Below are 20961 nucleotides of genomic sequence, written 5' to 3'. Positions count from 1 at the left end.
ATTGGAAAATTATACGGGTCAAATCTTGTTATTTAACCAGATACTTATGTGCATTAGATATTAACTAGTGATTTTAATACATCTAGCTAGAGTAATAGATAAGAATGAAGTCAGAAGTTAAAACCGATCGCATTTAGGACTAATTAGTTAACTGAGAATAGCGATGATTATAGATTTTATCGAACGTGCCATTGTAAACAAAGTTTCTGATTAGATCAGCTTTATAGAAATCGTGAGGGAAACCAAGTTCGATTTGGCTTATTTCGTCTAACTGTTTTATTTGTTCTGGAGATAATTTAAGATCGACACATCGAAGATTGTCCTCCACATGAGAAACTTTTCTCGCGCCGACCATGGGAATTACGCCTTTGCTCAATAACCAGCTTAAAGCCACTTGAGAAGAACTCTTGTCTATTTGTGCTGCTACTTTGTCAACTTCTTGAGCGATGGCAGTATTGCGATCGCTTTTATCAACAAACCCCTCCATCATTTCATTTTCTAATCGCTTATCACCACCATCATTTTTACCGTTAGTATATTTACCCGTCAACCAACCGTTAGCTAAAGGCGACCAAGCTGTAACGCCAATGTCTAATGTATGAGCCATTGGTAATAAATCTCGTTCTGAGGTGCGTTGAATTAAGCTATATTCAATCTGTAAACCGATAAACTGCGTCCAGCCTCTTAACTCCGCCAAGGTATTGCAACGAGAAACCACCCAAGCAGGAGCGTCAGAAATACCGATATACAATACTTTTCCTGCTCGAACCAAATCATCAAAGGCTCGCATAACCTCTTCGGCAGGAGTCATAAAGTCCCAAATGTGTAGCCATAAAACATCTACATAGTCAGTATTTAAGCGTTTGAGACTGCCTTCAACGGACTGTACCATGTTTTTACGCTGATTTCCCGCACCATTAGGATTACCATCACCTAAACCATTTGTATATTTAGTTGCTAAAACTATGGCATCTCTCTCATTGGCAATAAACTCGCCTACAAACTTTTCACTAGTACCGTTGGTATAAACATTGGCAGTATCAATAAAATTACCGCCAGCTTCACGGAAAACATCGTAAATCTTTTTACTTTCCTCTTTTGATGCACCCCAACCCCAGTCTTCTCCAAAGGTCATTGTGCCTAAACATAATTCTGACACTCTTAGTCCGCTTTTACCAAGTAGTTTGTATTTCATGTTGTTATTTGCTCCTTAATATGTAACTACGATTATTTGATACTGAAACTATCTACTAATATTTTTTGCTCTTTGATAAAACTGATGTTCTCAATCTGAGCAGTTGAGCAATTTAGTACCGCTACTCTTAGCTTATAGAAAATGATCGCCCAGAAGATACTCTTTTCTTGCGGGTTTATGTTCTAATATTGCTCATCGCTTCAAACACTATGGCGATATACTGCGGGAGTTGCCCCTACATAGTTACGAAACTGCTTTGTAAAATGACTTATATTAACGTATCCTACTCTAATAGCAATTTCCTGTACTGAAAGCCTTGTCACGGTCAATAAAGTTTTGGCTCGTTCGATGCGACGCTGTATTAGATAGCGATGAGGAGTTGTGCCGACAGCTTCTTTAAAAACACGAACAAAATGAAACTGACTCAGATGAACTATTGCCGCTAATTTTTCAATACTTAGCTTTTGGTCTATATTATCTTCAATAAAGTCTTGAAGTTGCTTAACCTGCCAAGGGTTAAGAGGACGAATTATTTCAGTTATTTGTTTGGTTATTGGCGATCGCTCTATGCTGCTATAGTTGCGAACCAGATGAACTGCTAACAAATTTCTTAACGACTCTATGTATATTTTCTCGGCGACACCGCTTTTTACTACTTCAGCTTTAAACAATTGAGCTAAATGTAAAATTGTCGGATCGCCAAACAATACACAATATTCGATTTCTAAATCGGTTGATAAATTGCTCTCTTTAGCTATGCGCGTCAAAATTTGCGGTTCTAACTCAAGATAAATCCATTCACTCTTCTTTTCTCGATAATGCCAAACGAAATTACGATTAGAATGAATCAAAACACTACCTGATGTTACAGGAGTTGTTTGACTCTCTCCACCGTCCACCGACCAAGTAGCGCGATCATGTGGTGCAAAAATAATACTAATACCATTTTGGGGCATTGCCCAAGCAAAATCCCCTGTAGCCTTCATGTGGCAATATCTTACTTTAATACCATCCCAGTTTGACTCCAAAACAGAGATATTATGGTGATCATTATTCATAAAATTATATATTTTTAACTAGAAGGCGATCTTATTAAGCTCATATCAGTCTCTTGGTTATTATGCCTAATCATAAAATTATTTTTAGACTTTTTCAAATCCATAACTTCGTAGGCGCAATGGGTTTAATCTCTTCATCCCAACCACCTACTTGATAGGTTTGCAGTAGCCATAAACTTGCGCCATGTTTTAAGAAAATTTCAGCCAATATATCGTTTGCTAAACGGGGTAAAAGCGATCGCTTTTTATTTTGAGATAATCTACAATAACAGGTATCATCCTAAGTTATTAGAAATCATTATTCATTAGGGCAATCGTCGATCTAATTGGATTATGGGAAAATATGAAAAATTGCTACAAAGAATTCTTTCAGGAACATCTGATAACAATATTAAATTTACTGAATTGTGCCAGCTATTAAAAAGTTGGGATTTGCCGAAAGAATTAAAGGCGATCATTATATTTTCACTGAGAATAATATAGAAGAAATAATAAACATCCAGCCCAAAAATAGCAAGGCTAAAAGCTATCAGATTAAGCAAATTAGAAATCTCATTATTAAATATCGTTTAGGAGATAGTGATGTTAATTAAATACGAATTAATCATTTATTGGAGTGAATCCGATGAAGCATTTATTGTAGAAGTTCCAGAATTACCAGGATGTATGGCACAAAGGACTTGTCCGCATGTTGGTCAGACTTATATTGAAGCAGTGACAAATGCAGAGATTGTAATTCAAGAATGGATCGAAACAGCACAAGAATTAGGTCGCAATATTCCTATTCCCAAAGGTCGTTTACTTTATGCTTAATTAACTAGGCGTTGGTGATTTAATGTATGACGTAATCGCTTTAGATCCATAATTTTGTTGGCGCAATGGGTTCGATATCTTCATCCCAACCGCCTATTTGATAGGTTTGCAGTAGCCACAAACTTGCACCATGTTTTAAGAAGATTTCGGCTAAAACATCGTTTGCTAAACGGGGTAAAAGCGATCGCCAGCTTGTTAAAGCATTAACTACGGTAGTTACGGGACGATCTTCTAGGCGAGTACCAATTAATGATTGATACGGATCGACCCAATCAGCGCGGGTTTGCCAAGAAACTAGTTTGGCTTCGATAGCTTTATTGAGGACGACTAAACGCTTTAGTCTTTGAGTTTGGGAATGGTTGGGGTTAGCTGCAATCCAGTCTTTGATTTGGGCATTGTTATCAATTTCAGTTAGGGTCATATTAATCGCCTGATAAAAAGCCTGACAGGAATCTTGGACACAGGAGTTAGCAGGTCCGACAAAGGTTGCCCCCGTACCGTCTCCAGTACGATAACGCGCCATCATACGATCTAGTTGATATGCTAAGGCGTTGAGGGGAAAGCGACGCAGGCCATCAAAATTGTATTCTTCTAGAACATCTAGCTTAACTATAATATCGGTGATGGGACGACTGCCTAACCAACCAAACTGGCGATCGCCTACAAAGTTTGTCCAGTCTAAACTCCCTGCAATAATCCCCGTTGTGTTCTGGGTATAAACCTGTGCATAGCCGATTTTGAAACGAAGTTCTTGGGTAAGAGGTTCACGGATTACTCTGGCTAAACCAAAGGCAAAATGTCCAAAAAAGATGCCCAATGGGGCAAATTCTCGCTTGTTACCGCCAATACCGCCGTAGGTATGTAAGACTAACAGGCGATCGCCTTCAGAAAAAGAGTTAATTAATTCTGTGTCTGGTAAGTTGCGAGGATTTAAAAGAATTGAATCGATCTGACCTTTTTTTTCTTTTACTCCTTGCCAATATTGATTGTGGATATAGTCAGTGGTTTTGTGCAGTCCAGAAATAACTTTAGCTGGCTGTAGTTGAAACAAGCTACGGGGTGCGATCGCCTGGACGGTAAATATTCCCTGGTGGTTTTTTGCGCCATAGATATACCATCCTGTCTTATTTAAAGGAGATTCGGTAATCTGGTTAGCGGTAGCGGGTAAAACTCCCTGGCGATCCTTTACTACCTGGGGGAAATAAACAGTGTCTTCTTTTCCATCAAACTGCTTAGATGCAGAATTGTAATGACGGACGACAGCGTAATTATTAGGAAATAACTTAGTAATAGTTACTAAAGCATAATACTTCCCCGTAATTAGAATCGGTTCACGAGTAACATATAAGCTAATGTCAGAGTCTCTAACTACTTCGACCGAACTCAACGCAACCATCACATCATCATTTGGTCTTGCACCAGCCAAAGATTCTAAAGTTTGTACCTGTCGCCAGTGGTTTAAGCGTATAGGCAGAACTATACCCTGATTGATACTTTTATAAGCCTGTTCAGAAAAGCCAATTCTAATTTTGACCTGATTAACATAAGCCTGAATGTCAGGGCGATCGCTCCAACGCAAGTATATCTTTTTGCCGATTAAATCGCGATCGGATTCTGGTGCGTGGTGTACTTCTAAGTACACTCCACCAACACGAGATCGTTCGCTAACATCTGGTAAAATTAAACGTCCTAGCCATTCACCCACGGGCAAATATTCTTGAGAATAAGATTGCTTAAGAGGATAATAATCAGGCTGATTAAAATCTGCTTTAACGTAGTTGGCATAGTCACTAACCACCTTTGAGGCAAATGATTTATAATCGGCAACGGCAGCAGGATAGGGTTCTTGACCATCAGTACGAGTTAAAATACGTAAAATAATTTCTAGGGTTTTGGCTAAATGATTGCTACCATCGGCAAATATAGCTGTTTCGCTCAATGGACCCTTGGTAGAATCATGCCCCACTTTCCCTAAAGAGATAAAGCTAATTTCACCGCGACTTTTAGCCAGATTCCAATTCGACCAAGTAAAGATTGACCATCTTCGAGGAAACAGATAAGAAGTAAAGCGGGCTACTCGATCTTTTTCGCCCACTAAATGATAGAGATGTTCTACCTGTGCCACTTCATTGTTACCACTAATTACCCCCGCTAAAGAAATCACGTCAATCGGCGCAGCTAAGACCTTTTTGATATAAGGGACTGCGCCCAAAGATATTTGTCCGCCACCACTATAGCCAATAAGAGTAATTAAAGCCCCGCTACCTGGTTGATAACCTCTTGCCAACAGGCGATCGATAATTATTTGTGCTGTACCGCGATTGTATATCGGACCATAGCGACTATCTACGGATACCGCCACTTGAAACATATTGCGTAACAAGATTAGCACTCTTAGTACTCCAAACGTAGTGGTGCGTTCGATCCATTGCCAAACTGAACCTAAAGGTCTACCAATAGTTAAGGGGAGATTGATTACTGAATAGGGAATAATGTTTTTGATCAGAACATAATTTTCTTCTGGTAAAGATTCCTCTAGCTGTTGCAAAAATTTTTTTACCCGAAAGGAATATTTGAACGAGCTTTTGCCAATGCCATCAAGATAAACTACATACTGTATTCTTGTAGAAGCTACTTTTATAATTGGGAATTGAGTACTTTTAGTAGGTAAAGTAAGCGTATCGCGATCGCCACCGTACCATCCAGCCCACCAACCCAAAGCTTCAAAGGGTGCCATTAAACCTGCCAACACTAGGGCAATACCAATAATTCTGCCCCCGTCCAAAAGCAAATTTAATAACTCAGCGTGCAGAAAAACATACCACTGCACCCACCAAGCATTTGCAGGAGACAAGAAAATAACTATGGCTAATGCTAATACAACTAACGCACTTCTGGTTAAAAATTGTTTACTCACGATTCTTCTGATTTCTCCCCAAGTAAATTAGGAATATTGGTCGGATCGGGAGGAATAGGTAATCCACTGTAAAGCATTTGCTCTAAATAATCGGCTTCGGTAATAAGCTTAACTCCTGCAACCCAATCAACTATTCTACTCGTAATACGAGCGATCGCCTTACCAAAAACGCGCTGAGAAAGTTGCAGTACCAACCAGCCTCCAAGACAGCATTCAAAAGCCTGCCATATACCTAAATCAGAAATTGCGCCTAAACCAATGGCGATCGCCATTAATGTCCAAATTGACAGCACAATAAAAATTGGCATCCCAAAATAGGGAATAATTATTAAAAAACCTAACAATAAAGGCGCGTAGCTAAACCCTAAAGTTTTGACAATTTCTACTAGAGACAAATTAGCCCCAAATAACCAGCCCGCAACTAACCAAGTGCTTAAAACCCAAAAATTGTAGTTAAAGACAAATAAAACTGCTGCGATCGCTATTGAGAGCAAAAACCGCAGTGGACGCACTCGATTAATAAACAGCATCACGCTTTGACCAGAAGTTTGAGACAGTCCAGCTAACAAAACTACTAAAATACTGGCAATCAAGCCTAAAGGTAAACTATTAATTAGTTCAAAAGTTTCCTTATTTAAGAGCATTACCCCAGAAATTAAAGTCCAAAACTTACTTATAGCTGTATCTGCTGTCATGGCGATGAGCGACATTATCCTTAGTCTTTAATTGACCAATTATAAATATTTGTTTGAGAAAATTTCAGGATAACCTTTGTAAAAACATAAAAAAGGAGTAATAGCTGTTTTCGCTACTACTCCCCTTGAGAGATTAAGTAAAAAGGTTGATAATATCCGTCGTCAAAGCCAAATGCGTCGTACTTTTTAGCAAGTATATGGCGATCGCAACACAGTAACAGACGAACTAGTAAAGGAGCATTGCCCCGACGATGAAAACCCCAAGGTAGTCAATATCATCGATTATTGGTCATCGATCATCGGTCGCTAATCCTCATGATCTTCAAAAGGATCGCCTAGATCAATAGACGGTGGACCAAAAGCCATATAAATTGAAAATCCAGTAATAGCGACTAATACAGTCCCTATACTGATGCTAAGAACTATTGCAGGTTCCATAAGTATATATAAATTATGATTACTCTTCCTTTATAATATTACAGAAGATTACGAAAAACCTGATTTTACATAATTAGTGAACTATGTCACAGCAAACTCGTTTGGGAAATATTCTCAAACCTTTAAATTCTGAATATGGTAAAGTTGCTCCTGGTTGGGGAACAACCATCTTGATGGGAGTCTTTATGGCTTTATTTCTTGTTTTCTTGTTAATTATTCTGCAACTTTATAATTCTTCTTTAATTCTAGAAGGAATTGATGTTGACTGGAGAACTCTAAGTCGATAGACAATTTAGCCACAGATTTATTAACTATTGAACTAGCTAATACTATAGTTTGATCCTCAATCTATTTTGAAGGTCAAACTACTTATTTAATCTATTAAACTTATTAGGAAGTCTGAGATAATGAACATTTTTGGCGTTGGTTTACCAGAAATGGCTTTGATTACAATAGTTGCTCTATTAGTATTTGGACCTAAAAAACTACCCGAAATTGGTCGCAGCGTTGCCAAAACTCTTCGTAGTTTTCAAGATGCTTCTAAAGAATTTGAAAATGAATTTAAGAAAGAAGCTGAAAATATTGAGAAATCTATTAGCATGAATGCGAAATTGGAAGCTAGTAAAGATTTGAATCAATCTGAACCAGTAGAGGAAGCATCTACCTCAACTAGCGAATCATAGCCTTTTTGAATTACGGAGAGGGTGGGATTTGAACCCACGAAAACTTTCGTTTTACTCGATTTCAAGTCGAGCGCGTTCGACCACTCTGCCACCTCTCCCAGGGTAGCTAATTTATAATAGCAAAGAACCCCTTCTAGTGGATAGAGATATATAAACTTAGTGGGCAGATACAGCGGTTTACACCCTCGACAGTCGCTTAGATGCGGACAAGTCCTTTCTGTCGGTGAAACCGCCCACCGCGCTGTCTCGCAAAGCAGTATATTCGCGCGGTCGTATCTATCACCTACGAAAATAGGCGATCGCCATTACTAAAACTATACAGCCAATAAAAGTTAATCCCAACAGAACTAAAACAAATATTTCTCCCGAAGACAAGGGGCGATCGGTAGGATCGAGATAGGCAGTCCTAGACCATTTTTCTTGATCGGGTTCAGACCAACTGGGTGCTTGAATCACATTAAAGCGAGAATAGCCTATTTTGAGGTCGTAAAGCGATCGCTTTTCAGGGCTACTCAAGGTTGCGTAAGCCTCATTAAGCTTTTGAAATTTGGCGGTGGCAATATTAGCGGGCAGTTTGGTAGTGTCGGGGTGATATTCTTTGCTTAGTTGGCGATAGGTACGACGAATGACAATGGTAGAAGCAGAAGGATGTAAATTCATGAGATCGTAGTAAGTTTTAATCAGCTTAGTTTGAGACGGTATTGCTGATTTTGGCTGGCTGTGCTGAGAATTAGGATTGACCATACTAACAAAAACTGATTCTTTCTTAATTATTTACCTAATTTTGGTCAGCAAATCAAGATGTTAGCTTAAGAAATGTTAAGCTTGCTTAACGAATTAATCGATATTTCAAGCTTGTTGTTACAGAATTTAAAGTTATCGAGTCTTTCGCCAAGTGAGAATAGGAGCATAGGGTAAACTAACCCTTGATTCTATTCAGAATACGATTTAGTGAACATTCGCATTTGGAGCTTATATTCTAATGTCCCATAGCGTCAAAATTTATGATACCTGCATTGGGTGTACCCAGTGTGTAAGAGCTTGTCCAACTGACGTATTGGAGATGGTACCTTGGGATGGCTGTAAAGCTGGTCAAATTGCCTCATCTCCCCGTACAGAAGATTGCGTAGGTTGTAAGCGTTGTGAAACAGCTTGCCCTACAGATTTCTTGAGTATTCGCGTCTATTTGGGCGCAGAAACTACTCGCAGTATGGGTCTGGCTTACTAAAACAAAATCTAATTATAAATGGCGGTATTTACCGATATTTATCTAGACTAGAAATCTTGTCGTTTGGCTTCTATAATTGTGCTATTTCCAGCGTAGTTTTAGAAATCGGCGGCATTATTTTTGATGCTGCTTATTGTAGGCAATATAGGGTTCGTACGACCAAAAACCATGCCTAACGGTCAAGTTCGATGGATCAAAAATCACAGATCGATCTTATCCTCCAGTTCGTCTCAACCTATTGTGACCGATCTTGTTTCTTAGTAGAGAGATGTTATTCACAAGTAATACTGTACATTTCTACATCGATGCCGTGATAAATAATCTTTTTTTCTAATTCCATACCTAGTTTTTGAGCGACGCGAATAGAGCGAATGTTAGCTGGTTCAATCAGACAGACAAAGCGTTTAAACTTGAATCTGGATCGACCATATTCTAAAACTGCTGTGGCTGCTTCGGTGGCTAACCCCTGTCCCCAATATTGACTAGCTAAACGATAGCCAATTTCAACTTCTTTTTGCTCATCGACTTTCTGTACAAAAAAGCCACAGTAGCCAATTAAATTTTGGTTTTGCTTGTGAATTAAAGCATATAGCCCAAAACCATGCTCTAGGTAAGACAGCAACCTCTGTTCGATAAATTGCCGAATTTGCTGGCGATCGTGAACTCCAATCAGCGAAAATTCCATTACTTGAGGATCGCCTAAAATTGGTATCAAAGCCTTGGTATCACGAATAGTTAAGTATCTCAGGCTCAGTCGAGGAGTTTCAAGAATCTGCATACTGAACCTTTGCCCCTATTGTATCTAAAGAAAGCGATCGCACTTGAGCCTCAACGTCAATTTGTTTCCAGGCTTCAGCCATTGATTTAACTACCCGATCTACTCGATCGGCATTGGTTAACGCTAATAAAGTCGGTCCTGCACCGCTAATTACCATACCATAAGCACCAGCAGCAATAGCAGCCTGCTGCACCTCAAAATAACCAGTAATTAGTTGCTGCCGATAGGGTTGATGTATTTTGTCTGCTAAAGCCGTTTTCAGCCATGACTGATTATGGGTTTCTAAAGCTCTTAATAGTAAACCCATGCGCGAGATATTAAAAATTGCATCGCTACGAGTGTATCTATTTGGCAGTACAGAACGAGCCTCTTTCGTAGACAGTTCAAAATTAGGAATAGCTACTACAGGAATAATATCCTGATGCCAAGGAATAGAGCATATTTGCCAATTGCTTTGTGAGCCTACAGATAATTGACAGTTACCCAACAAAGCGGGAACAACATTATCAGGATGACCTTCAATTGCGATCGCCATCTCGATGATTTTAGCTCGTTCTAAAGGGTTTCCTGCTAAAGCATTTGCTCCTAATAAACCGCCGACAATTGCCGTTGCCGAACTACCCAAACCTCTTGATAAAGGCACTTCTAGCTTAATATCTAGCTCTAGGTTGGGAGGCGTTTTACCGATTTGTTGATAAAGCCTTAAAAAAGCTTGATAGATTAAATTATTTTCCTTCCTACTTACCTTATAAGCTTCATCGCCTGTGACATTTATTTTGAGCTTACTGTTCGTATTAACCTTAGTAAAGGTAAACTCATTAGCCATGCTTAAAGCCGCGCCAATACAGTCAAAACCAACTCCTAAATTAGCGGTGGTAGCAGGAACACTGACGGTAACTTGATTCATTGATTGCTGATTAGAGTATTAAAGGTATTTGAGAGCTAAAAGCGTTGCAGCGCGGTCTTTGCAAGCGGAAATGCCTTGAGTTAAAGGGCTGTCTTGGTTCAGTTCTTCAACGGGGGGAACCCCCGCAACAGACTGAACCGCTATTCCACGCTTGCGGTGAAGGTTTCCTTCTTAGAGCGACTGCGCCAAGAAGCTAAAAGCTAAAAACCATCTTATTAACAAATTCATACCAAAAAATTAGCAATGTTTATTGTTGCAGCAATTCTTGGCGTAGACGATAAATAATTGTATTTGGTTCTACCTGAGATAAAATTTCTTTAATTAGGGTAGAAGCTCCCATTTCTCCCCAGGTACAGCCTTGTTCTAAGTATACTTGAGCGACTCTGCCTACCACATAAGTTCCATAACCAGCGATCGCACCTTGGAAACTAGCTGTACCTAGATAAGCCGCGATCGCTCCCGAACTCTCGAAGCCACTGGTCAAAACCGCGCCACTTTTACCTACTCCCAGAATTAAACTACTGCCAATTTCACCAAATAGTAAACCGCCAGAACTAGCTAAAATACGTTTTAACAGGTTTCCTGCTTCGTAGGTAGTAATGGGTAGTCCGTACAGCTTTGATAGAGAACGAACCAGAGCCAAATCAGCAATAAAACCGCCAATCAAGTCAACAAAGATAATTGGGTTAATCGCTACGGCGATCGCCTTATAGCGGGCATATTTGGCAATTATTTTTTCTGCTTCTTCTTGGCGTAGTTCAATAGTTTTGTGGGCAATATTAACCTCTGCATCCCTCGCCTGCACCAAAGCATTTAACGAGAGTAAAGATTTTCCTTCCTGTCGTAAGATCTGCTGCAAAGCTATTTGTAATTCTACAATCTCAGGTTCGGGGGTTTCCCAACTAGTTTCAATATTGCCGTCAGCAGATTCCACTCTAATTTTGATTGCTTGAGGTTTGGCAGCCACCATGACAATTTCATGAGGGGCAATAATATCTGCTAAACTGCCGAGGCTGTGTGCTGCATTTAGCTGCTGTAATTGCTGGTAAATTTTTTGGCGATCGCGATCTGGATAGAGATCGACTTTATTAAAAACCAAAATTAGGGGTTTTTGAGTACTTCTTAACTCACACAAAGCCTGATACTCGGTGCGGGTTATATCCCCTGCCACTACAAACAAAATCAAGTCAGACTTTTGGGCGATTTCTCGCGCCATAGCTGCCCGTGCTTCTCCTGCCACTTCGTCCAAACCAGGAGTATCAATCAACTCGACGTTGACTCCTTTATTTGGTAATGGATTCCAATGTAAAACAGTCAATGATTGGGTTACACCATGCAAAGGTCCTGTAGCAACTACCTCTTCTTCTAATAAGGCATTAATCAAAGAAGATTTTCCACAGCTAACTAAACCAAAGGTACTGATGCGAACTGCATTGCGATCTAATTTGTCCAGGGCGTTTTGTAAAGACTGTAAATCTTTTCTGACAGAAGCCTGTAGACGTTCATTTGGAGGAGAATTACCATGACGACGAAAACCAGAATACCAAGAAATCGCCTGCTGTAGACTAGCACGAGCCTGATTGAAATGGTTTTCTTGTCTCGAAGTTTTTTTGCCCACGGTAATATGTTGCGCTGAATGTAATATTATCCTTGCTCATAATATAACTGTTTGAAGCTTTTAGCCTTTAGCCTAGAGCTTTTAAATCCAAGCTTATAGCTTATAGCCTAGAGCTTAGAGCTATTAAATAATCTATTTCTGAGATTTAAAATCCAAAGCTCCTTGAGGATAGACAATGCGCTTATGATTAAACTGCTGCCAAACGCGAATAAAAACCTCGGCAATTCTTGGCAATTCATCATAACTTAGTCCACTATCAAGCAGTTGACCGTCTTGCCAGCGAGATTTAAAGATTTTCTGCACTGTAGATAAAGCCTGTTTATGAGTTACGTCTTTTAGCGATCGCAATGCAGCCTCACTGCCATCGGCTAACATCATAATCCCTGCTTCTCTTGACTGAGGAATTGGGCCTGCATAACGAAAATCTGACTCTAATACGGTTGTTCCTTCGGCCTCTGCCTTTTGTTTTGCCTGATAGTAAAAATAGGCGATCAGTAAAGTTCCCTGGTGTTCGGGAATAAAATCGCGAATTGCTTTGGGCAAACCGTATTTGCGAGCCATTGCTATTCCTTCGCTGACGTGCTTTTTAATTATTTTGGCACTTACCCAGGGATCATTAATCTCGTCGTGCTTGTTAGGATCGCCCATCTGATTTTCAATAAAGCCCAGAGGATCGTGCATCTTACCTATATCGTGATAAAGAGTTCCTGCTCTAATTAGCTCTACATTGCAGTTAAGTTCTCTAGCAGCAGCCTCGGCTAGAGAAGCCACAAACATTGTATGCTGAAATGTTCCTGGAGCTTCGGTTACCAAACGTTTTAGCAACGGCAGATTGGGATTAGATAGCTCTGCTAAACGAATGGGGGTAACAAGGTCAAAAAATCTCTCTAGATAAGGTGATATGCCAATTGCCACTACGCTCCAGGCAACTCCAAACAGACCACAAATTGAGGCATCGGGTAAAATTGCTGACCAGATTGAAGACGGACTGGCACTCAAGATTAAATTGACAATTAAATAAACTGCTGCTTGAGTCAGACCCACCATAATACCTAATCTAGCTATACCTTCGCGCGATCGCAATCTTCCCGCAAAGATAGCGGCAACTAGTCCCCCACAACATCCTGCTAGTAGGTAGGGAGAGCCTAAGTTTTGATTACTAAACATAACCAATCCTGTTACCAGAATTACCTCCCACACAGCCAAACTAGGAGCATAAAAGCTACTAACTAAAAGACCTATAGCTGGCAAACTGGTATAGGGTAAGTTAAACACGCTTAATAATGGTGCGCTCAAACCTAATAAACAGAGTAATAAATAATCTCGATGACGAATGGAGGTGAAAATTTTTCTTTGGATAAGCAAAAATAAACCAACCATAAAGCTGACAAAAATTGCCGATAATCTCAGTCCTGACCAGTTAATGCTTCTTTGGCTTAGTTTGAAACCATCTAGCAAAACAAAATCTGCTTGAGTGATTCTTGCTCCTTGTTTGACAATGACATCACCTTGCTCTACCTCTACTACTACCGAATTAATTGCCATCGCTGCTTTTTCGGCAATATTTCTAGTAGCATCTTTATCTTCTTCTAGATTAGGTTTAAGAATTTCTAGCAGCAGATTACTGGCTATATTTTCTGTTGCCTGGGGTATATCTGGATTAATTTGCTCTACGACTGTCTGCTCTAATAAATTAGAGGGCATTCCCGAAGATATTCCCTGAGCCAATATACGATTGACGGCTAGAGAAACTGTATTTTTTGTCGCTTGCCAGTCCTTCTCAGTCAAATCAAGCAGTACTACTAGATCTTTGTCGTCTAATTGAATGTTATTTTTCTGCTCTAGCTTTTTCCAAGCCTGAGAATATCGATAGCGAGTTAAGGTTATTTGAGCTATTAACGTATTAAATTCTGTTTCTGATGTTTTCTCTCGATATGCCTGTAGCTCTGAGGCAATTTTTTGTAGCCCAACGTTAAAGTCTGGTCTTTTTTCTAGAGATAAGTTGGTTTCACCGTTTGTTGCTTTTTGGCGATTTTGAGCAACCGAGGCTAAGGCTGCCTTAAACTCTGCATCATCGCAAAAACGGATGTATTTTTGGCTTGCTAAGGATAAGGCTTCAGAGTTAAAGAAGGGAAAGGGTTCGGTTAACTTTCTTAGCTCATCGATACTAACTAAATATCCCCCTAGCTTACTTTTAATTTCTGCGGTTGATTCCTGATTCTGCTTAAGGATAGGAATGATACCTGTTTGAACTTCTTTGCGTTTTTCTAAGGTAGTTTTTGTGTCTTCAAACTTTGCCGAAAAGGGAGCTTTAATCGTCAAAGGTGAGATTTTGCCCACGGTCAGTTGTGGCTGATTATAAAAGCGATAACCAACGACACTAGTTAAAGCTATGATGCTCAAAACCAACATGACCAATAAATCTCTTGATTTTATTGTTCTATTTTTGCGCTGATGACTAAAACTATAATTATGAGATGATTTAAGTTTTTGTCTTTTGGAGTTACTTTTCTCCCAAAAGTCACTATGATGTAGATACTTGTATCGCCATCCCGCAAACTTTTGAATTAGTGATTGCCAGCTTTTCATCATAGGTGAAGATTTATATAAGCTCTTGCAAATGCCTAGCTGCATTACGGTCAATTCATACAGGAACTTTGGCAAAAGCAGCTTCAAAAATTTAATTTAAATATGATTTTTGAGAAATAATTTTTAAAGATTTACGAGGTTGAATTATATTGATCGAGGCAACGGCATCAAGTTCATGATTATATAAAGCTTGACTAGTTTCGGGTGAATATATTCCTAGCCAAGTCTTGTATAAATTCATTGCTGTATGCTGTGCTTGTTGATAAGTTTGATTTTTATCAGCGATCGCTCTCCAATTCCAAGGTATATCTGTCACACCATTATATGCTCCAGATAAAGTACCTGTAAGCGAAGTTGTCAACCAAGCTATGTTCTGATTAAGACTTGCAGCGCGTTTGACACAAAATTTAAAATCTTGCGGTGTACTAGCAAAGCAATAACAAGATAAGGCAATTGCTATTTGGCTGGGATTACCCAAAGTAAACAATTTCTCTGTTAATTCGTGCAAGCTTAAACCGTTCTCCCACACCCAAATTACTAGCTCTAACTTTTCAATTAAATTAGTTGTTTTTAACTGTACATCAGTTAAGACCAGTTTTATTATTTGACTGAGATTTTTGTTTTGTAGTTCCAACTTGCTATTTAAATTTAACAAGTGGCTCCATATTAATATGTCTTCCTGAGTTTCTCGATCAATAACTGATTTTAAATTACATTGAGTAATTACTTTTTTAAATAGGTCTTGATTATCGCTTAAAAATATAATTAAAGGTAACAGTACCAGAATATTATTGTGGCATTTTAATAATGTTGATTTTTTATTTTTGGGGATAATATCTTCAGGCAGAGATTTTTTCCTCAAGCTATTGTTCTGATTGTCTTTGATAAAAGCTTGCCCAAAACAATCCAGATTATCATTTCCCAGTAAGCGATCTAATAAAGTGATTAAATCATCGATCTCCAATCTAGGGACTTCAATTATGGTTTCTGCTAAAGCATTCCTAGCCGTAAGCCAATGTTGCCCCTGATAATTAATTATTTTAGCCCGATCGCTGCCTTTTGTCGGAGAAGCGATCGCCGCGCCGATTATGCCACCAAGATAAGTTCCTTGAAATCTATCAATAGTAAGGTTCATAGTTATTTAATCAATTTGCTTTCTCAAGCGATCCTAGCCTTGGGGTCGCTAATCGCCTAGCTATATATTAGTAATTAAGAGAGTTTAGTAATATACTCAAAGTCTAACTATTATTATCTTCGTCTAAATGTTAGTTTCTACTACTGATACCCTACAAAATCAACCCATCGCCACATATCTTGGCATTGTCACCGCCGAAGTTGTTTATGGTACTAATGTTTTGCGAGACTTTTTTGCAGGCATTAGAGACACTATTGGCGGACGTACAGGAAGTTACGAAAGAGTCTTTGAAAAAGGTCAACAAAAAGCAATTGAGGAACTAAAGCAGCGCGCCCAAAAATTAAATGCCGATGCGGTAATCGGTATTGAAATCGATACAGGTACAATTAGCGTTGACGATAAAGGAGTTTTGCTTTTAATTACCGCTACAGGAACAGCAGTAAAACTGGGGTAGGTTAAGCAACAGTTAGGACATTGCCTTAGCTGTTGTTAAAATATTTATTTGCTTTGAGGGTTATAGCTAAAGTTTTTTGATGATTTTTTCTTTGCAGGCTGAGTAAACAATTATGTTGCCTACAGATAGTAACAGTGACTTATATTCACCAACAACTTTTCCCGTCTTTAATCTGCATATTCATTTAATTGATAACTATACAAATTGGCTATTAGCTAGGCTATCTCAGGGAATTAGCACTCATGTTGTGACTTTAAACGCTGAAATGAGCATGATGGCTAAAGAAGATCGTGTTTTAGGTCAAACGATCAAAGCAGCAGAGTTAGTGATTCCCGATGGAGCAGGTATTATTGTCTATATGCGTCTGCGAGGCATTAAATATCAGCGTTGTCCTGGTATCGAGCTAGCAGAATCTGTAATTAAAGAAATTGGACAGTCTGATGAGCCTCCAGCTATTTGCTTTTTTGGTGGTGCGCCTGGAACTGCCGAGCAAGCTGCTATAGCTTGGCAACAGAAGCTGCCAAAGCTGTCAATTATGACGCAGCATGGATATATTTCTGGGCAAGAAGCAGAGAAATGGAAGCAAACTCTTAAAGCTCAACAGCCTAAAGTCATCTTTGTTGCCATTGGCGTACCACGACAAGAATTTTGGATTAGAGATAATCGTCATTTGTGTCCCCAATCTATTTGGATAGGAGTTGGTGGTAGCCTTGATATTTGGGCTGGAAACAAATCCCGTGCGCCAGAGTGGTTGAAAAATAATAATTTAGAATGGTCTTATCGACTTTACAAAGAGCCTTGGCGTTGGCGACGAATGCTACTTCTACCCAAGTTTTTCTGGCGTTCATTGTTTTAAGTGCCAAAGCAGTTCAATAACGGAGAAACAATAAGCAATTACCTCTTAAATACATGGACAGAAGTAACCACAGTCAATTATTACTGACCTCTGACTTTAACCATCAACGTTGAATTTAATTTTGTCCAGCTACTTACCTCTCACCCGCTACTGTCTCTTTTAGTTTCGCTTCTCTGCGTCTTGGCACCTCGTAAGAATAAAAGTCATAAGCTAGCTTTGTCTGCGGAAAAATAGCTCTGGCTTCTTGTTTTAGATCATTTAGCTGAATCGGATTTCCAGGGGCATAACGAGGGCTAAAGTGAGTCATAATCAATTGCTTGACTCCAGCCAACAAAGCTACCTGTGCTGCCATCGTCGTTGTAGAGTGCATCTTTTCAAATGCCATATCTGCATCCTGGTGGGCAAATGTCGCCTCATGAATCAAAACATCGGCATCTTGAGCTAGTTTTACTGCTGCATCACAAAATACTGTATCCGTACAGTAAACTACCTTGCGTCCTGTTTCTGGCTGTCCGCAAAGATCTTTGCCGTTAATTTTACGACCATCATCTAAAGTCACAACTTCTCCCTGTTTGAGCTTGCCATAAATTGGTCCAGGGGGAATTCCCAAAGATTTTGCTTTTTCAAGATTAAATGTCCCAGAGCGATCTTTCTCGACAATTCGATAGCCGTGGGCAGGTATGCGATGTTTTAATAATCTACAGCTAACGCTAAATTCATCGTCTTCGTACAGTAAGCCTGTCTTAACGGTATGAATCTTAAGACGAGAGCCAAAGTTCATATAGGAATACTTGGCAGCAGCCTGAAGATATTCTTTTAACCCTTTTGGTCCATAAATATCAATCGGTTGACCAGTACCAGCTAGACCACAGCTAGCAATCAAACCCATTAAGCCAAAGGTATGATCGCCGTGCATATGTGTTACAAAAATGCGTCGAATTTGTGAGCTTTTGATCTCACTGCGCTGAAGCTGATGCTGTGTGCCTTCACCACAGTCAAACAGCCACACCTCTGACCGTTGTGGCAGACGTAGGGCTACGCTTGAGACGTTGCGCGATCGCGTTGGTACTCCAGAACTTGTACCTAAAAAAGTTATTTCCACAGGGTTTTATCTTTGGTTTTTCCGATCACAATTGAGAATTAGATCATTAACGATCATCTTAACAATAACCAATTATTAAACATTAAACATTGAAAAATAAATGCTAAATACTAACCTTTAGTGTTAATTAGAAGCTACATAATGGATAGAACTAATTTCCATCGCCTCAAATAGATAACAAACCCCACCATATTTATTGAGGATAGGTTTGACTTTAGTGACAATAGGTTCAACTTTGTCTGAAGAGCAATAGCAGATGATAAATACGTTGCTTAATTTACTGCTGCCTAAATTAACATCGTCGGATACAGTGCCTAAATGACTTTTACCAATCACGTCTCTAATAATGCTGTAGCTTGAAACTTTCACTGCGTCTAGCACCTTGGTTATTTTTTCTACTTCTTTAGAAGCCACAATTATTTCAAATCGACTAACTGGATGCACTTTAGCGAAGTCCTAAAATTTTTGATTAATAAACTATATAAATTAGTATTCGATTTTGCTTTATTTATTATATTCTTGTGGTTAACCTTGATATCAGGTGATTTAATTCAATCATTGGTACATCGCTTAAATTTAAAAATGCTACCGTTATTTTTCTATGTCCAAAAACGCTCAATAATTGCTAAATAAACAGGAATGCCAATAATAATATTGAAGGGAAAAGTTAATGCCAAAGCCATTGATATATATAGACTAGGATTGGCTTCTGGGACGGTCATACGCATGGCTGCTGGTACAGCTATATAGGAAGCACTGGCAGATAGTACTGCGAACAAAAGAGCGTTGCCCACAGACATCCCGATTAGCCTAGCGATCAAAATGCCGATTAAAGCATTAAACACAGGCATGAGAATGGAAAAACCGATTACAAAAGAACCACTTTTCCTAAGATCATCGATTCTTCTTGCTGCCACTAGCCCCATATCTAACCAGAAAAAAGTCAGCATTCCATAAAATATGTCCCCTGTGAAGACCTCTAATCTTTCCCAGCCTTTTGCACTAGTAACCATTCCTACTAGTAAACTACCCAACAGCAAAACAACTGAACCATTTAAGAAGGCTTCTCGTAAAACTTCAGTCCAGGAAAACTCTTCTTCCCCTTCTTGTATGGCTCTTTCTTTAGTTTGAGTAAACAGCCTAACTAAAATTAGCCCGACGATAATTGCCGGAGATTCCATAAGTGCCAAGGCTGCTATCATGTGACCGCCATAGGTAATTGATTGTTGTTCTAAAAATGAACTAGCGGTAACAAAAGTTACAGCACTAATTGAACCATAGGTGGCGGCGATCGCTGCTGCGTTATAAGCATCTAATTTTATCTGGAGAATAAAAAAGGAATAAATCGGCACAATGATAGCTGCAAGAATTGCTGCGATAAGAGTTATGGCAATTTCGCTGTTGATTCCGCTTTCATGAATTTCGTGTTTTCCTTTAAAGCCAATTGCAAATAAAAGGTAAAGAGAAAATAATTTAGGTAAAGGCTGAGGAATTTCTAGATCTGATTTGAGAAAAACCGCCGTCATGCCAATAAAGAAAAATAAAACTGGCGGATTTAAAATATTGTCAAGAATTAGACTTGAATCCATATTAGTTAGCAACTATCGTTTAACCAAATAAGTTTACTGTCTTACAGTTAGCTAATAAAGGATCGGCAAAAGTTAAGAAACTACAATATTTAAATTTACGCTGGCAAACGGGATACGATCACAGCTATTTTACGATTAGTACGTTTATAAAGGATCATATGCAGCATCATGCTGTGTATTTAAATAAATAGCTGATAATATCAATTGAAGCTAATAGGTTTATTGAGACAAATTATTTTAAACAAAATAATTTTTTCTAGCTAAGAGCGTGCTGGCGAGATGGCAATCGGCAAATCAAATACCAATTTACATATTTGTTTAATTTTTCTGATACTTGCTATGTCTAAATTTATTACGTTTAAGCCCATAGGAGAAATCTTACAGGAAGCAGGTTTAATTACTACTCCACAATTGGAAGTTGCTCTTCGAGATCAAACATACTATGAAGATATGCGCTTAGGGGAAATATTGGCTTTAAGAGGTTGGATTAAACAAGATACTGCCGATTTCTTTGTGCAGGAGTGGTTTAAGCTAGTTAATAGACGAATAGAACATCCCATCGGCTTTTATTTTCAAAAGGCAGGATTATTGAGTGAAGAAGAAATCAAAGTCATTTTAGTTGAACAAAATAAACTTTCGCTTCGTTTTGGAGATACCGCTGTTCAACAAGGTTTGATCAAGCCTAATACGGTCAATTTTTTCATCCAAAACTTATTTCCATCGCAATTAATTACACACTCAAGAGAAAATCAAGAATTTCGACATGAATTTCAAATAGAAGAAAATCACAAAGAAAAAATTACTAAAGACGATATTACTCATTGGGTGAAACTAAGCGCAGAAACGATGACTAAGTTTTAGAGACTGTTTGTTAGACAAAAATTAAATGTTAGTGCAGGTTGGGAT

21 protein-coding genes, 1 tRNA gene and 1 pseudogene are annotated in these 20961 nt (G+C 38.9%); 8 read left to right on the top strand and 15 right to left on the bottom strand.

Annotated elements, in window-relative coordinates:
• Nucleotides 1-139: 139 nt before the first annotated feature.
• Nucleotides 140-1195, bottom strand: a complete 1056-nt coding sequence (locus tag SLP02_RS17505; protein WP_319422024.1) for an aldo/keto reductase — start codon at nt 1193-1195, stop codon at nt 140-142.
• Nucleotides 1196-1395: 200 nt separating this feature from the next.
• Nucleotides 1396-2253, bottom strand: a complete 858-nt coding sequence (locus SLP02_RS17500) for a helix-turn-helix domain-containing protein (RefSeq protein WP_319422023.1) — start codon at nt 2251-2253, stop codon at nt 1396-1398.
• 333 nt (nt 2254-2586) lie between these two features.
• On the opposite strand from SLP02_RS17500, the pseudogene SLP02_RS17495 reads away from it, so the two are divergent.
• Together SLP02_RS17495 and SLP02_RS17490 are read left to right on the top strand one after the other, a co-directional pair.
• Nucleotides 2587-2846, top strand: a pseudogene (locus SLP02_RS17495) (type II toxin-antitoxin system HicA family toxin).
• Complete coding sequence (locus tag SLP02_RS17490) at nt 2836-3066, top strand: type II toxin-antitoxin system HicB family antitoxin (RefSeq protein ID WP_319422021.1); 231 nt, start codon at nt 2836-2838, stop codon at nt 3064-3066. The pseudogene SLP02_RS17495 and the gene SLP02_RS17490 overlap by 11 nt, the downstream one beginning before the upstream one ends.
• A gap of 40 nt (nt 3067-3106) precedes the next feature.
• Here the strand turns inward: SLP02_RS17490 and SLP02_RS17485 are convergent, their stop codons facing one another.
• The 3 genes from SLP02_RS17485 to psbN form a co-directional block, all read right to left on the bottom strand.
• Nucleotides 3107-5983 (bottom strand): hypothetical protein, encoded by a 2877-nt coding sequence (locus tag SLP02_RS17485; RefSeq protein ID WP_319422020.1) that lies wholly within the window; start codon nt 5981-5983, stop codon nt 3107-3109.
• The gene (locus tag SLP02_RS17480; protein WP_319422019.1) at nt 5980-6693 is read right to left on the bottom strand and encodes a hypothetical protein; all 714 of its coding nucleotides are present in this window, start codon (nt 6691-6693) and stop codon (nt 5980-5982) included. The genes SLP02_RS17485 and SLP02_RS17480 overlap by 4 nt, the downstream gene beginning before the upstream one ends.
• 291 nt (nt 6694-6984) lie before the next feature.
• Nucleotides 6985-7116 carry a photosystem II reaction center protein PsbN gene (psbN, locus tag SLP02_RS17475; protein ID WP_319422018.1) on the bottom strand — a complete coding sequence of 44 codons (132 nt, stop codon included), beginning with the start codon at nt 7114-7116 and terminating at the stop codon, nt 6985-6987.
• Nucleotides 7117-7199: 83 nt separating this feature from the next.
• Between psbN and psbH the strand changes: the two genes are divergently transcribed.
• On the top strand, nt 7200-7403 hold the full coding sequence (gene psbH / locus SLP02_RS17470) for a photosystem II reaction center phosphoprotein PsbH (protein WP_319422017.1): 204 nt from the start codon (nt 7200-7202) through the stop codon (nt 7401-7403).
• Nucleotides 7404-7523: 120 nt separating this feature from the next.
• A complete protein-coding gene (locus tag SLP02_RS17465; RefSeq protein ID WP_319422016.1) occupies nt 7524-7799 on the top strand; it encodes a TatA/E family twin arginine-targeting protein translocase in 276 nt (91 codons plus the stop codon).
• A 13-nt stretch (nt 7800-7812) separates the two neighbouring features.
• Here SLP02_RS17465 and SLP02_RS17460 read toward each other — a convergent pair.
• Both SLP02_RS17460 and SLP02_RS17455 read right to left on the bottom strand, forming a co-directional pair.
• A tRNA-Ser gene (locus SLP02_RS17460) sits at nt 7813-7897 on the bottom strand.
• Between the two features lie 181 nt (nt 7898-8078).
• On the bottom strand, nt 8079-8543 hold the full coding sequence (locus tag SLP02_RS17455) for a J domain-containing protein (RefSeq protein ID WP_319422015.1): 465 nt from the start codon (nt 8541-8543) through the stop codon (nt 8079-8081).
• A 238-nt stretch (nt 8544-8781) separates the two neighbouring features.
• On the opposite strand from SLP02_RS17455, the gene psaC reads away from it, so the two are divergent.
• A complete protein-coding gene (gene psaC / locus SLP02_RS17450) occupies nt 8782-9027 on the top strand; it encodes a photosystem I iron-sulfur center protein PsaC (RefSeq protein WP_006515950.1) in 246 nt (81 codons plus the stop codon).
• A gap of 271 nt (nt 9028-9298) precedes the next feature.
• On the opposite strand, the gene SLP02_RS17445 is transcribed toward psaC, so the two are convergent.
• The 5 genes from SLP02_RS17445 to SLP02_RS17425 form a co-directional block, all read right to left on the bottom strand.
• Complete coding sequence (locus SLP02_RS17445) at nt 9299-9805, bottom strand: GNAT family N-acetyltransferase (RefSeq protein ID WP_319422014.1); 507 nt, start codon at nt 9803-9805, stop codon at nt 9299-9301.
• Nucleotides 9792-10712: a homoserine kinase gene (gene thrB / locus SLP02_RS17440; protein ID WP_319422013.1), complete on the bottom strand. Its 921-nt coding sequence runs from the start codon at nt 10710-10712 to the stop codon at nt 9792-9794. Before thrB ends, SLP02_RS17445 begins: the two co-directional genes overlap by 14 nt.
• A gap of 247 nt (nt 10713-10959) precedes the next feature.
• Nucleotides 10960-12330: a GTP-binding protein gene (locus SLP02_RS17435; RefSeq protein ID WP_319422012.1), complete on the bottom strand. Its 1371-nt coding sequence runs from the start codon at nt 12328-12330 to the stop codon at nt 10960-10962.
• A 132-nt stretch (nt 12331-12462) separates the two neighbouring features.
• The gene (locus SLP02_RS17430) at nt 12463-14922 is read right to left on the bottom strand and encodes an HD family phosphohydrolase (protein ID WP_319422011.1); all 2460 of its coding nucleotides are present in this window, start codon (nt 14920-14922) and stop codon (nt 12463-12465) included.
• 88 nt (nt 14923-15010) lie between these two features.
• Nucleotides 15011-16054 carry a hypothetical protein gene (locus tag SLP02_RS17425; protein WP_319422010.1) on the bottom strand — a complete coding sequence of 348 codons (1044 nt, stop codon included), beginning with the start codon at nt 16052-16054 and terminating at the stop codon, nt 15011-15013.
• A 127-nt stretch (nt 16055-16181) separates the two neighbouring features.
• Between SLP02_RS17425 and SLP02_RS17420 the strand changes: the two genes are divergently transcribed.
• Complete coding sequence (locus SLP02_RS17420) at nt 16182-16508, top strand: YbjQ family protein (protein WP_319422009.1); 327 nt, start codon at nt 16182-16184, stop codon at nt 16506-16508.
• A gap of 112 nt (nt 16509-16620) precedes the next feature.
• Nucleotides 16621-17364, top strand: coding sequence for a WecB/TagA/CpsF family glycosyltransferase (locus tag SLP02_RS17415; protein ID WP_319422008.1), 744 nt, complete (start codon nt 16621-16623; stop codon nt 17362-17364).
• Nucleotides 17365-17497: 133 nt separating this feature from the next.
• Here the strand turns inward: SLP02_RS17415 and SLP02_RS17410 are convergent, their stop codons facing one another.
• The 3 genes from SLP02_RS17410 to SLP02_RS17400 form a co-directional block, all read right to left on the bottom strand.
• Nucleotides 17498-18466, bottom strand: coding sequence for a ribonuclease Z (locus SLP02_RS17410; protein ID WP_319422007.1), 969 nt, complete (start codon nt 18464-18466; stop codon nt 17498-17500).
• Between the two features lie 123 nt (nt 18467-18589).
• Nucleotides 18590-18880, bottom strand: a complete 291-nt coding sequence (locus SLP02_RS17405) for a P-II family nitrogen regulator (RefSeq protein ID WP_319422006.1) — start codon at nt 18878-18880, stop codon at nt 18590-18592.
• Nucleotides 18881-19065: 185 nt separating this feature from the next.
• Entirely contained in the window at nt 19066-20055 is a 990-nt protein-coding gene (locus SLP02_RS17400) for a sodium-dependent bicarbonate transport family permease (RefSeq protein WP_319422005.1), read from the bottom strand.
• A gap of 339 nt (nt 20056-20394) precedes the next feature.
• Between SLP02_RS17400 and SLP02_RS17395 the strand changes: the two genes are divergently transcribed.
• On the top strand, nt 20395-20916 hold the full coding sequence (locus SLP02_RS17395; RefSeq protein WP_319422004.1) for a hypothetical protein: 522 nt from the start codon (nt 20395-20397) through the stop codon (nt 20914-20916).
• Nucleotides 20917-20961: the final 45 nt, after the last annotated feature.

Source organism: Pleurocapsa sp. FMAR1, from assembly GCF_963665995.1.
In the GTDB taxonomy this organism is placed as follows: Bacteria; Cyanobacteriota; Cyanobacteriia; order Cyanobacteriales; family Xenococcaceae; genus Waterburya.
The sequence above is the reverse complement of the archived record's forward strand: the minus strand, read 5'-3'. Positions and strand labels throughout refer to the sequence as shown.

What these genes read in the sequence shown, in the direction of transcription:
- SLP02_RS17505 (WP_319422024.1), bottom strand. Translation starts at nt 1,195, where the DNA reads ATGAAATACAAACTACTTGGTAAAAGCGGACTAAGAGTGTCAGAATTA.
- SLP02_RS17500 (WP_319422023.1), bottom strand. Translation starts at nt 2,253, where the DNA reads ATGAATAATGATCACCATAATATCTCTGTTTTGGAGTCAAACTGGGAT.
- SLP02_RS17490 (WP_319422021.1), top strand. Translation starts at nt 2,836, where the DNA reads ATGTTAATTAAATACGAATTAATCATTTATTGGAGTGAATCCGATGAA.
- SLP02_RS17480 (WP_319422019.1), bottom strand. Translation starts at nt 6,693, where the DNA reads ATGTCGCTCATCGCCATGACAGCAGATACAGCTATAAGTAAGTTTTGG.
- psbN (WP_319422018.1), bottom strand. Translation starts at nt 7,116, where the DNA reads ATGGAACCTGCAATAGTTCTTAGCATCAGTATAGGGACTGTATTAGTC.
- psbH (WP_319422017.1), top strand. Translation starts at nt 7,200, where the DNA reads ATGTCACAGCAAACTCGTTTGGGAAATATTCTCAAACCTTTAAATTCT.
- SLP02_RS17465 (WP_319422016.1), top strand. Translation starts at nt 7,524, where the DNA reads ATGAACATTTTTGGCGTTGGTTTACCAGAAATGGCTTTGATTACAATA.
- SLP02_RS17455 (WP_319422015.1), bottom strand. Translation starts at nt 8,543, where the DNA reads ATGGTCAATCCTAATTCTCAGCACAGCCAGCCAAAATCAGCAATACCG.
- psaC (WP_006515950.1), top strand. Translation starts at nt 8,782, where the DNA reads ATGTCCCATAGCGTCAAAATTTATGATACCTGCATTGGGTGTACCCAG.
- SLP02_RS17445 (WP_319422014.1), bottom strand. Translation starts at nt 9,805, where the DNA reads ATGCAGATTCTTGAAACTCCTCGACTGAGCCTGAGATACTTAACTATT.
- thrB (WP_319422013.1), bottom strand. Translation starts at nt 10,712, where the DNA reads ATGAATCAAGTTACCGTCAGTGTTCCTGCTACCACCGCTAATTTAGGA.
- SLP02_RS17430 (WP_319422011.1), bottom strand. Translation starts at nt 14,922, where the DNA reads ATGATGAAAAGCTGGCAATCACTAATTCAAAAGTTTGCGGGATGGCGA.
- SLP02_RS17425 (WP_319422010.1), bottom strand. Translation starts at nt 16,054, where the DNA reads ATGAACCTTACTATTGATAGATTTCAAGGAACTTATCTTGGTGGCATA.
- SLP02_RS17420 (WP_319422009.1), top strand. Translation starts at nt 16,182, where the DNA reads ATGTTAGTTTCTACTACTGATACCCTACAAAATCAACCCATCGCCACA.
- SLP02_RS17415 (WP_319422008.1), top strand. Translation starts at nt 16,621, where the DNA reads ATGTTGCCTACAGATAGTAACAGTGACTTATATTCACCAACAACTTTT.
- SLP02_RS17400 (WP_319422005.1), bottom strand. Translation starts at nt 20,055, where the DNA reads ATGGATTCAAGTCTAATTCTTGACAATATTTTAAATCCGCCAGTTTTA.
- SLP02_RS17395 (WP_319422004.1), top strand. Translation starts at nt 20,395, where the DNA reads ATGTCTAAATTTATTACGTTTAAGCCCATAGGAGAAATCTTACAGGAA.